Annotated in this window: 13 protein-coding genes; 6 read left to right on the top strand and 7 right to left on the bottom strand. The window is 46.2% G+C overall.

Annotation, left to right across the window (positions count from 1 at the left end; translation table 11 throughout):
- Positions 1-53 precede the first annotated feature (53 nt).
- Entirely contained in the window at positions 54-566 is a 513-nt protein-coding gene (locus ACXAJH_RS15625) for a GbsR/MarR family transcriptional regulator (RefSeq protein WP_474994510.1), read from the top strand.
- A gap of 241 nt (positions 567-807) precedes the next feature.
- Entirely contained in the window at positions 808-1341 is a 534-nt protein-coding gene (locus ACXAJH_RS15620; RefSeq protein ID WP_474970361.1) for an HTH-type transcriptional regulator Hpr, read from the top strand.
- Positions 1342-1420: 79 nt separating this feature from the next.
- Here the strand turns inward: ACXAJH_RS15620 and ACXAJH_RS15615 are convergent, their stop codons facing one another.
- Positions 1421-1747 (bottom strand): DUF1878 family protein, encoded by a 327-nt coding sequence (locus tag ACXAJH_RS15615; RefSeq protein ID WP_035532700.1) that lies wholly within the window; start codon positions 1745-1747, stop codon positions 1421-1423.
- A 226-nt stretch (positions 1748-1973) separates the two neighbouring features.
- On the opposite strand from ACXAJH_RS15615, the gene ACXAJH_RS15610 reads away from it, so the two are divergent.
- The 3 genes from ACXAJH_RS15610 (at position 1974) to ACXAJH_RS15600 (ending at position 3948) form a co-directional block, all read left to right on the top strand.
- A complete protein-coding gene (locus ACXAJH_RS15610; protein WP_474967794.1) occupies positions 1974-2525 on the top strand; it encodes a DUF3267 domain-containing protein in 552 nt (183 codons plus the stop codon).
- Between the two features lie 119 nt (positions 2526-2644).
- On the top strand, positions 2645-2827 hold the full coding sequence (locus ACXAJH_RS15605) for a hypothetical protein (RefSeq protein ID WP_027956542.1): 183 nt from the start codon (positions 2645-2647) through the stop codon (positions 2825-2827).
- Between the two features lie 200 nt (positions 2828-3027).
- The gene (locus ACXAJH_RS15600; RefSeq protein ID WP_474967793.1) at positions 3028-3948 is read left to right on the top strand and encodes a peptidylprolyl isomerase; all 921 of its coding nucleotides are present in this window, start codon (positions 3028-3030) and stop codon (positions 3946-3948) included.
- A gap of 30 nt (positions 3949-3978) precedes the next feature.
- Here ACXAJH_RS15600 and ACXAJH_RS15595 read toward each other — a convergent pair whose 3' ends face one another.
- From ACXAJH_RS15595 to ACXAJH_RS15570, 6 genes are all read right to left on the bottom strand, one after another.
- On the bottom strand, positions 3979-4173 hold the full coding sequence (locus ACXAJH_RS15595; RefSeq protein WP_474967792.1) for a sporulation YhaL family protein: 195 nt from the start codon (positions 4171-4173) through the stop codon (positions 3979-3981).
- Between the two features lie 138 nt (positions 4174-4311).
- Positions 4312-4869 (bottom strand): GbsR/MarR family transcriptional regulator, encoded by a 558-nt coding sequence (locus tag ACXAJH_RS15590; protein ID WP_027956545.1) that lies wholly within the window; start codon positions 4867-4869, stop codon positions 4312-4314.
- 84 nt (positions 4870-4953) lie between these two features.
- Entirely contained in the window at positions 4954-7854 is a 2901-nt protein-coding gene (locus ACXAJH_RS15585; protein WP_474994509.1) for an AAA family ATPase, read from the bottom strand.
- On the bottom strand, positions 7832-9091 hold the full coding sequence (locus ACXAJH_RS15580; RefSeq protein ID WP_474994508.1) for a metallophosphoesterase family protein: 1260 nt from the start codon (positions 9089-9091) through the stop codon (positions 7832-7834). Before ACXAJH_RS15580 ends, ACXAJH_RS15585 begins: the two co-directional genes overlap by 23 nt.
- A 118-nt stretch (positions 9092-9209) precedes the next feature.
- Positions 9210-10469 carry an ABC transporter permease gene (locus tag ACXAJH_RS15575; protein WP_474971875.1) on the bottom strand — a complete coding sequence of 420 codons (1260 nt, stop codon included), beginning with the start codon at positions 10467-10469 and terminating at the stop codon, positions 9210-9212.
- Positions 10462-11361, bottom strand: a complete 900-nt coding sequence (locus tag ACXAJH_RS15570; protein ID WP_474967788.1) for an ABC transporter ATP-binding protein — start codon at positions 11359-11361, stop codon at positions 10462-10464. Before ACXAJH_RS15570 ends, ACXAJH_RS15575 begins: the two co-directional genes overlap by 8 nt.
- Positions 11362-11523: 162 nt before the next feature.
- Between ACXAJH_RS15570 and ACXAJH_RS15565 the strand changes: the two genes are divergently transcribed.
- Entirely contained in the window at positions 11524-11709 is a 186-nt protein-coding gene (locus ACXAJH_RS15565; RefSeq protein ID WP_474967787.1) for a YhzD family protein, read from the top strand.
- Positions 11710-11713 lie beyond the last annotated feature (4 nt).

Here is an 11713-nt window from a genome sequence, read left to right as displayed (position 1 = left end):
CTTGGATTACCATTTATAGTAATGTAGTCGTAGAACGTAAAAAGGAGGAGCATATGGGAGGAAATGATCACCACAACCTGGAAGACATCCAGATGAAAGTCATACACGAATTTTCTAAAACCCTGGAGATGTTCGGTTTATCCATGGCTGACTCCCGCTTGTTTGTCACCCTTTACCTTCATCCGTCACCAATGACGCTTGATGAGATGAGCAGCGCGCTGGGAAAAAGCAAGACGGCCATGAGTACTGGAATCCGGAATTTATCCGATCAAGGACTGGTTGAACGTGTGTGGAAAAAAGGGGTTCGGAAGGATTTATATACACCCACCACCAACCTCTACAAAACCTTTATGACTTCCTACATACAAAAATGGCAGACAGCTGTGAATGAACAGGAGAATGAATTAGCGGCTGTAGAAGAGCAGGTGCAGGAAAACATGCAGCGCTGTGTGAAACAAAATGAAATGGATGAAACCGCGTTTCTTCAGGAACGCATGAGGGAAATGGTCCATTTTCATACCTGCCTTTCCAAGGCGCTCCAGAGCCTTCATCCGGACCCATTTTGAGCTTCTCACCAGTAAACATACGTTTACTGGTATTTTTTTATCATTTTTCTGTTATTTACACCTTGTCAAATACAGAATGTTTTATATTATTATAAAGAGGGAATAGAATATTGGAATAGCACATTCTAACTTTCCTATTGCCGCCATGTCTGGCACAATAGAATTAAGAATATACCTAAAGAAGGTGAAATTGGTGAAGGAAAAGATCACAAAGCGAGAAGCCATTTATTATAGTCATAAAATGGCACAACTGTCCAAAGCGCTTTGGAAAGCCATCGAGAAGGACTGGCAGAACTGGATCAAACCTTTTCAGTTGAACATCAATGAGCATCATATTCTATGGATTGCCTACCACCTCAAAGGGGCCAGCATTTCTGAAATATCCAAATATGGTGTGATGCACGTCTCGACTGCCTTCAACTTTTCAAAGAAAATGGAAGAACGCGGACTCCTCCAATTCTCTAAACGTGAGAATGACAAAAGGAATACCTATGTGGAACTGACTCCTGAAGGAAACGACCTTTTGGAATCCACGCTCAATGAGTACGAGCCGGACGACAATTCGGTGCTCAAAGGCGTGATGCCGATGACCGAAATGTTCGGGAAACTTCCTGAGTTCCTTGATCTATCCGCCTTGATTAAAGAGATTTACGGCGATGAATATATGGAGATTCTGGAGCGTTCTCTTGAAAATATTGAAGAAGAGGCTTTAGTCAACGAGCCGACGGATTTGGAAAAGTACAAACAAAAATCGCAGAAGTCACGTTCTTCTTAATGCCCTGGTGCTTATCCCTTATAAACCCGGACTTATATGCTGAAAACCCCTTTCCGATGTTTCATTGGAAAGGGGTTTTTTATGTATAGGACAGAAGCAGTTCTGTCAGGTCTTTATAATACCCTTCTTTATGAAGGGCTTCGAGAGAATCTGTAATGGGAAGCTTCCAACAGACCATCCCCGCGTAATGAAAGAGTAACGAAGAGTGATCCAGCAGCCCCTCCTCCTTCTCTTCCTTATAAAGATCAGAGAGCGTCTGCAGCAAATGCATCGTCTCGTCATATTCCATTTCTGTTAAATCTTTTTCAATCACTAATTTTGTAAAAGGATAGTGGTCAATTTCTTTGATGCTGCTCAATAATTTCAGTTGAAAAGAAAGAGTGTCACAAAGATTCACATTCTTCATACTTTTCCCTCCCCTCTCGCTGTCACCCTTGTCACAGCAGGGTTTCAGACCACTTCGAGATCAAGTAAAATCTTCAGTGGTATTTTTTACGAAAAACCTATTGCTTTTTGTCTCTAAACATACTATTATTCGTCTTGTGCTAATAAAACGATAGAGAAAACGTACTCCTATCATATCGATAATCATAATAAAATCACAGCATTTTTTGTAGTAAGGGGGGATTCTTATGATGAACTGCTGGAAATCAGTGAACATCAATAAAGAATTCGGATTAAACCGTGTTTATATCATGTCTATTCTCACCGGACTATTGTCCTTTTTAATTCTTTACCTGCCGTTTTCCATGATCCATGCGACGCATGATATGAACGATCACGGTTTTATACCGCTGCTGGTCATTCTATTCTTTCTGCCGTCCATTCATAGGCTCATGCATATGCTGCCTTTGATGCTCAGCTATAAACGACTGCGGGTTCACTTTAAATTCAGGAAACGCTGCGTACCGACGTTCTCGTATCAATGCAAGACGAGGCTGTCCAAACCGATGTCCATGACGATGGCACTGGCACCGACTTTTTTGATTACTGTTCCAACACTAGTCATGAGTTACGTCTTCCCGAATTACTTCGCCTATCTGGTGCTGTTTGCCTCTGTGAATATCGGGCTGTCCTTTTCAGATTTTCTTTATGTCAGCCATTTCGCGAAAGCACCGAGGAAATGCATCATTGAAAATGCGAAAGACGGCTACGATATTCTCATTCATCAGCCGAAAGCATAAAATCAAAAACAGCGTTCAGTGGAGCGCTGTTTTTTTATGGCCTGGAACGGGGTTTTCCTGTTCAATCCAGTTAAACTTTGATAGAGTAGTTTCATAGGGAATAAAGGAGGTTCATCAACATGGCATTTGGTTTCAGCTTGTACGCGCTCGTCATTTTATTCGTGTTTAACTCACTCACACATTCCTTATGCTTAAAAACGAAAATGTCGAACGAGAAGCAGACTCGTGTATTCCGAACAATTAATGTGCTGATCACTATTTTACTCATTTCATCCTATGTGGAAGTCTTAAATACACTATAATGACCCAGGCCGCTGATCCCTTCAGCGGCCTGTTTTATATTCGATCGGATAAGGAAAGACTGGGGGTGGAAGCTCCCCCACCCTTTTTCGCTGAACATTATAGTATAGGACAGGGAAAATGTGTTATATTTACTCATAGGCTGTTTATTTAATCTCTACGTCATGAAAAAATTACAAAACGTTTTAGGAGTGTCATGCACATGAAAAAAGTAGCCATTACTGCTGCCTTGGCGGCAGGCGTCTTCACCCTTTCAGCTTGTTCATCAAACGCGGATGAATCGGAAGTCGTCGTTCAAACGAAAGATGGAGAAGTAACGAAGGAAGAATTCTATCAGGAACTGAAAAGCCAGCATGGTGATCAAGTGCTTCAAAGCCTTGTTATGAAAGAAGTTCTTTCCAACAACTATGAAGTGACCGATGAAGCCGTTGAAGAAGAACTGCAGACATTGAAAGACCAGTACGGGGAGCAGTTTGAAACTGTCCTTGAACAGAATGGCTTCTCTGATGAAGAAGCCTTCAAGGAAACCATCCGCATGAGCCTGCTTCAGGAAAAGGCGGCAGCTGAAGATGTCGAAATCACAGAAGAAGAAATGAAGCAGTACTATGAACGCATGAAAACAGAAGTAAAAGCAAGCCATATTCTAGTCGAAGATGAAGAAACCGCTCAAGAAGTGCAGAAAAAGCTTGATGACGGTGGTGACTTCGGAGAGCTTGCCAAAGAATACTCCACAGACGGCTCCTCTGAAAACGGCGGAGATCTCGGTTGGTTTGGTCCAGGACAGATGGTCGCTGAATTCGAAGAGAAAGCCTACGAATTGGAAAAAGACAGCGTCAGTGAACCTGTCGAAACACAGTTCGGCTACCATATCATTAAAGTGACCGACAAGCGCGAAAAAGAAGATATCGAGTCTTATGAAGATACGAAAGATGAAATCCGACGCACACTTGTGAGCCAGAAGGTCGATCAGACACAGCTTCAAGAGAAAATGGATCAGCTTGAAAAAGATGCCGAGATTGATGTGAAGGATGATCAATTCGAAGGTCTTTTTGATGACGCATCTGAAGAAGACGAAGCAGCAGAAGAGGAATCAAGCACGGAAGAAGAGAATACAGAAGAATAATAAAAAGCCGGGTGATCCTTCACCCGGCTTTTAGTTTGAGGTCATTCTCCGTTTTCCCCGCCGCTGCTTTTCCTGCTCGATCCTCTTCAAATACACCTGTCCCTCTTGTTCAATAAACTCCTGCTCCAATGTATGTTCCGCCCTCATAGCCCGGAAAGCCATATAGCCACTGAAAAATATAAAAGCCACACATAGAAATACCCAGATCGGCAAACCGAATAGCATACGCTGTTCCTCCCTGCCCTGTTTACCATAAGCTTATGTATCAGCATGACGGAATATGAACAAGCTCCCCTCCAGCAAAAAAACTGCCCCGCGCTTTTTCCATTCAATGCTCGGAAAAGCCGGGACAGTTTTTTTATGTTATTCACTCTTCTGATCGATTTTCGGAACGTATTTAAAAATTTCCCCGGATTCAACGACATGGATGAATTTCATCAGCCAGCGGTAGTAGTTCTGGGCATATTTTAAACGGTCGATATCCACCTGGATCTTCTCTTTCAACTCTTCATCGGAAGTGCGGTTCTGAAGAGATTCCAGTTCCTGAATCGCCTCGTCCGCCTCTTCAATGTTCGTTTCTGTATGATGTCTCCACCTGCTCCCGAAAAGGGAAGTGAATGACTTATACCAGTCTTCCTCCGACTTGTACAAGTCTTTCCGAACTCCTTTTTTAAAGGAAGGTTCCACCATTTTCATATCAGACAAAGCCCGGACACCTGTGGACATACTCGTCTTACTCATCTCAAGAGCTTCACGCATGTCATCCAGCGTCATCGGCTCCTCGGAGAAGTACAACACTCCATACAGTCGTCCTATCGAAGGAGTCACCCCGTAGAGGCTCATATTCTTAGCAATCACCTGAATGAATTGTTCAATTGTTTCTTCGTATTTCGTCCAGTCTTTATTATTTGTTTCTGGCAATGGAAACCCTCCATTTGCATAATGCTCATGTAATCTTAGAACATTTTATCATTAAAGTCCTGAGATTGCGACCTAAACCTCAATTTATTTTAACTGCTGAATATTTGCGTCTGTAAACACTTGCTGAAGATCACTTCTCCAGGAGAAAAACAGCACCTGGTGACGGGTGGATACGCCCTGTAGAATCGTAGTCATTTTCTGCAGCCGGCTTTCATCGAAATGCACAAACGCATCATCCATAAAAAAGGGAAGCGGCCTTTGGCCGGCCATCGTTTCCCCCAGAGCCAGACGCAGCGATATGTACAACTGATCGCGCGTCCCCTTCGATAATTCTCCAGGGGCAAAAAGCATTCCTTCTGAATTGAGCACGGTGATCCCCCGTTCAGAATCATCAGCCGCTATGCTTTCATAGCGGCGGTCGGTCAACACCCGGAAATAGTCCTCAGCCGATGCCAGTACAGCAGGAAGGTAGGTGGATTGGTAGGACTGTTTGGTTTCCTTTAAGGCCTGGAGGGCAGTCTGATAGCCGGCCCATTCCTTTGCCAGCTCCTTCAGCTTCTCTTTCTCCGCCTGATAGTGGTGGGTCAGAGCTGAACGCTCATCAGAATTCTCCATCTGATCGAGCCGGCTGTGGATATCCGCAAGATGCTGCCGCGCATCGGACTGCTGCGTTTCCAGCTGCTCAATATCCCGTTTGAACTCTCGGATTTCGGTCAGCAGCCGGCTTTCCTCCGGAACTTGATTCCATACATCCGCATATATCTGATCTTCTTCAGACAACAACCCTTCGATTTGAAACTGATGCCCGGCGACGTTCTCCTGAAGTTTCCTTACGGTTTCTGCCTCTTCCGCCTTTTTATAGAAGTCTTGTTCGCTCTCGACCCCACACTCTTCAAAAAGCTGATGGCATTCTTCAAGATAACCTTGCAGCTGATACGTGATTTTTTTAAGACGGTGTTCCAACGCTTCCAACGCTTCTTTTTGTTGATGGACATCCCTTTCCAACTGTTCCTGCTTTTTGACCCAGCCGCTCAATTCGTTCCAGCCTGTACGGACAGTATGATCTATTATTTCCCAATCTAAACGTCTGTGAAACGTTTTCAATTGCTCAATCATTCTGTCCTGTTCCCTTTCCAGTTCCTCTATCCGATTCACTGCCTGAAGGTATTCCACTCGCTTTTCACGAAGTTGAACGACTTTATGAAATAACTTCTCCCAGTGTTTCACATCAAGTCCGGTTAGAAACGGATAAAGGCTTCGCTGCTCTGTCACTTGAGCTTCCAAGCGGCGCCGGCGCTGCGCGGCAAGACTTTCTTTTTCCTGAAGACGGATGTCTTCATGATTCAGCTGCTTCCACTGATCATGAACATGCTTCCATTCCGTTCTTCTTGTTTCATATTTCCTCAGCTCCTCCCGTGCTCTTTCCACTTCTTCTTCTCTGCTATCCGGGATTTGAGGATGGACACTCTGTGGAAGGCGGGAAGCATAGAAACTGAGACCGATGGACAACATCACTCCAAGCAGCAGCCAAACAACACTCCCGCCGCCTATAAAGACCGCTGCCCCGCCTGATAGGACAGTGGCGGCTCCAACAAAAAGAACAGACCTGTTCGGACGTCTCCTGCCGGCTTTTCCACTGTTCCTTGTGGCTCGGTTGGCCGCAGCCGTTTCTGAAGATTCCTGAACTTTGGATTGAAGAGCAGCCGCTTCGTCTTCACCGATCATCTCTTCTTCCAATTCAGCTTTCTTCGTCTCTACATACTGAAACTCCCGCTCCAGATCCATGCTTTGATCATGAATATAGGCCCTTTCCTGAACCAATGTCTGCTCTTCGTTTTTCAATTCTCTCCACGTTTCTTCTATATAAAAGGGAAATGTGTAATCATCAAGATCGGCAACGGTCAATGGAATATCCAGCGCCTGGACTTCCTTGGACAGCTCTTCCTGCCTGCGCTCTGATTCCTTATGCAGCCGATCTTTCTCATAATCGATCTTTTCTGATTCGGGGCGTTGCTTCAAAAGCATTGCTGCTTCCTCAAGTCGTTGAGGCTGGTAAGCGGATGACAAAGCCTTCAGCTTTTCCTTTCCGGCTTCGACATCCGAAGTGAGGAGCTTCTTTTCTGATTGAAGGGGGAGGATTTTTTCCTTGAGCTGCCTGTATCTTTCCATTCCCCCATCAGGAAAAACAATGAACGCCCGGCGTTGAAGTTCTTCCAGCCCTTGATGATAGTTCACAAGTGCCGGTCTGGCTTTCAATAATTGTTCCGTCCGGTAGAGGGCATTCGTTTTCTCCCTCCAGGCCATTCCAGAGGCTTCGATTTCCTCCATCGCCTGCTGCTTTTCCTCAAGCAGATGAAGGTAGTCCTGCTCCTCTTTTTCGAGTGATCGTTTCTTTTTATAAAGGTCTTCCACTTTATGAAGCTGTTCATTGATTACGGGTTTTCTGCCCTGGGGTTTGAACCGCTCCTCCACTTTCTTTTCCAGCCATCTTTCTGTGCGGCTGATCCGATCCGATCCGGTGAGACCGATATCCAGCAAGGTTTCACCAAGACTTTCAGCAGACAGCGTTTCCAAATGGCGGAGGTCGTCCGCATTGAAACTGAAGATCGCTTCAAAGCTCTCCCGGTCCAGACCATTCAACTGTTCCCTCAGCCATTCTTCTCCATACTCTACTCCAAGAGAGCTGCGGCAGACCGCCTGTCCTTTATGCCGGTCATGAAATCGTTCGACTGTCACGACTTCAGCTTCTGCCGTCTCTACCGTGATGGTACCTCCAAGCCCCCCGCCTTGTTTAGGCTTATATGCTTCCCTCTGCTTAGGCGGCAGACCGAAAAACATGTATAAAAAGAAATGATAAAGGGTGGATTTCCCTGCTTCATTCCTTCCTGTAATGATGTTCGGACGGTCCTCAGCGAAGGATAGGGAGAACCCGCTCCATTTTCCAAAGCCATGAATATATAGGTTATGTATGATCAAAGCCGTCATCCCCGCTTCCTATTAATTGGTTTACTGCCGCTGCTTTTGCTTTCTCCAGCACTTCCGCCTGCTCCTTTTCATTAAGGGAAGGAACGAACCGCGACATCTTCCTGTGACCGTACAATGGAGCGAGCCACGAATCCAAGGCTTCGGCGTCTGCTTCATTCATTTTCTTCAAGAACTCTCCCGTGAAATGAGGACCATGAAGATCTTCTTCAGTCCAGCTTACCCTTTCATCCAGACGCACATCTTCAATCCACACCCAGCCGTCTTCGATAACGTCTTCATTTTCGTTAACGATATCCTTCCATTCATCCATTACCCCCGAGGACCACCAGCGCTTCCACTGACGCCCGCTGCCTTCAATCGTCACAGAGAGCATGACAGAGTCGCCGCTTTCCGCAACGTGATGCTTCGCACTCTCTAATACGCGCTCCAATTCATTCGGGCTTTCCAGGGATGGAACAGGAACGGTAACACTTTCATACACAAAGCTGTGCAGAGGCTGAAACCTGTACTCCCATTCCCCCTCCTGTTCTTCGATGACGTAACACCCTTTCGACCCCTGTTCTTTCTGAGACCTGCCCTGTGTATTTCCCGGATAGATAATCAGCGGGTCTGCAGATAAAATTTCCCGTTTATGGATATGGCCGAGCGCCCAGTAATCCATCCCCGTACGCTTCAATTCCTCCAATGTGAAGGGAGCATAAACATCGTGATCCGTATTCGATTCCAGACTTCCATGAAGCATAGCAATGTGATACGGAGGGTGTCCCGTCTTTTGAAACTCCTGCGCTTTGTGCTCCTTGACCACCCTTGTCTCGTAAGAAAAGCCATAAATATGCGCCAGAAGCTCCCCCTGCTTATAAAAGGGAAACTCCTGGACACGCTCGCTCTCGAATAGGAATACATTTTCGGGAAAGGAAACCGCGTGCTCCGTTCCTGACGTAAAGTCATGGTTTCCAAAGCTGACGTATACATTGATCCCGTGCTTCTGCAGCTTCTCAAATCCCCGGCGCACATGGACCTGTGCCTTCAGGCTGCGCAGTTCCTCATGATAGACATCCCCGGCAATCAACAGGAAATCCGCCTCTTCTTTTATACATACTTGAATAAGGCGGTCAAAGGCTTCAAAGGTTCCCGCCCGCAGCCGTTCGAGCAGTTCCTCAGGGAGATGGCCTTTCGTCTTAAACAGGCTGTCCATATGCAGATCTGCACTATGGACAAATGTGATTCCATTCCGCATAGCTTCCGCTCCTTCACTCCATCTTTTTCTTTTATTTTACCAAAGCACACCCACGAATGCACGTTCGCTTCCAGGGCTTCTGCGCAAAAAAAGACCGCCCCGGGGAGGGCGGAAACGTTCAGGATGACTTTTCTTTTTTCGATAGTTGGAGGGCTGCTTTAAGATCCTTCAAAGATGATGATTTTCCGTAAAGGAGAACGCCTCCTCTGTAAATTCTTGCCCCTATCCATCCGAGCAGCGCAATCGAACCGATCAGCACGCCTAAGGAAAGGGAGACCTCCCATACGGGGACGTCGAGCATCCCGACTCTCAGGAACATAATCAACGGGGTGAAAAACGGGAAATACGAGCTGATGGTAATGAAAGTCGAATCCGGCGAGGCCAGACCGAACATCGCAATCATAAAGGCAGCCACGATAAGCATGATCATAGGAGCAGTCATCTGCTGGGCATCCTCCAGACGGCTGACGAGAGACCCGAGCGTTGCTGCAAGGGTGGCAAACAATAGGTATCCCAGCAGGAAGAATACGACCGCATAAATGATGGTGGCAGGCTGAATCGTGGTCAGCCCCAGCCCATCAATAAATGAAGCGCTCCCCGACTCTATCGTCTGCTGAATACTGAAATATCCGGCGGTCAGGAAAATGGCAAACTGGGTTAAGCCCACGAGAGCGATACCGATGATTTTAGCGAACATCTGGGAAACCGGAGACACACTGGAAATTAAGATTTCCATCACCCGGCTGGATTTCTCCGTAGCCACTTCCGTAGAAATCATCTGGCCGTACATAATGACAGCAAAGTACATAAAGAACAACATGATATATACGATTCCGCGCGTCTGATTGAGTTCTTCCGCGGATTTCGCCCGTTCCTCCAGGGCTTCCAGTTCAAACGATACCGGAGCTGATATCTGCTGCAGGGTTTCCGGCGCCACGTCTGCTTCTTCGGTCACCTGCTCGATTTTCACCTGCTGCAGGGCCTGACGGACAGGCTCACTTGCTTCTATATTCGCAATCTGATTGGCAAAGTACGTCGCTTCCGGGAGCTGATCTGCCCCTTGCCGGATGTGAACGACAGCCTCATAACTGCCTTCTTCTACTTCCTGCTTTGCCTCTTCCAGCGTCCCTTCATAGGTTTCAGCGGCTGCTGACTCACTGGAAGCGAGACTTCTTTCAAAAGCCGACGCCCAAGCTGCACTTTCGGAAAGAACGGCAATACGGTTTTCATCTTCGTCCCCACTGAACTGTTCAATGATGGATTGAAGGTTGGATACAGCGAAAATAAACACGAGCATAATGAGCGTCGTAATCACAAAAGATTTGGATTTCACTCTATTTTTATATGTATGGCCCATCATAATGAAGAACTTATTCATAGGAAGCCCCTGCCTTTTCAATGAAAATATCATTCAGTGTCGGTTCTTCCAAATCAAAGGTGCGGACAAAGCCTTTTCCATGAAGGGATTCAAAAATACCCGCAGCTGCTTCTTCCGCAGTAATTTGAAGCTCGCATCCTTCTGCAAGCGGCTTATATTTGGTCACACCCTTGAACGACTGTAAATATGAGGTATCAAAATCTGCATGAATGCGGATGTTTTTCTTACCGAACGATCGTTTGATTTCCTTCAACCTGCCGTGAACGACGGGGGATCCATGATGAAGGATACAAAGACTTTCACACAATTCCTCCACATGCTCCATACGGTGGGATGAAAACACAATGGATGTGCCAGCTTCCTTCAATTCCACAACAGCCTCTTTCAACATTTCTACATTGACCGGATCCAGTCCGGAAAACGGCTCATCCAGAATAAGCAGCTCCGGCTTATGCAGAACAGCCGATATGAATTGAATTTTCTGCTGATTCCCTTTGGACAACTCCTCTACTTTTTTCTGCTTATACTCCGGCACTTTAAATCGTTCCAGCCAGTGGTCGATTTCCTCCACTGCCTCCTTTTTGGACATCCCGCGCAGTTTAGCCAGGTACACAAGCTGCTCTTTCACTTTCAACTTCGGGTACAACCCCCGCTCTTCAGGAAGATAACCAATCAAATGGCTCTCCCCATAGCCGATTTTCCCCCGATTCCACGATATCTCTCCTTCTGTCTGATCCAGCAGCCCGAGGATCATACGGAACGTCGTCGTTTTGCCCGCTCCGTTGGCTCCAAGAAAACCGAAAATCTGCTGTTCAGGTATCTCGATGGATAAATGATCCACTGCCGTGAACGAACCGAACGTCTTTGTAACATTCTCCAACCTCAAAGTCATACCGATAACCTCCCCTTTCTGTTTATCTTACGGGCTTGTCCGCCCGGGAGTTTCAATTTTTCCACAAATAAAAATGAAGAAACTTGAAGCTTTTTGCAGGAATTTCGCTTTCTCATGACAAATGTAAATAAATGAACAACTATTCATTCGAGGGGGACATCCATGAAACGCTACTACTTAACCGTATTCGAACAAGACGGGACAAATGTGCTTGATGAGAACTTTGAAGCTGAACATGATGAGGAAGCAAAAAAAATAGGGACAGCCAAACTGACGGAGCATGGATACAGTGAGTTTACCCACCGCTGCGTGTCGCCTGATGGACGGCTGGTTCTTTTCCACCGCTGAAAAG

It is taken from the genome of Halobacillus sp. ABD4_316, assembly GCF_056161385.1.
Note: the sequence above shows the minus strand (reverse complement) of the source record. Positions and strands in the feature narration are given on the sequence as shown.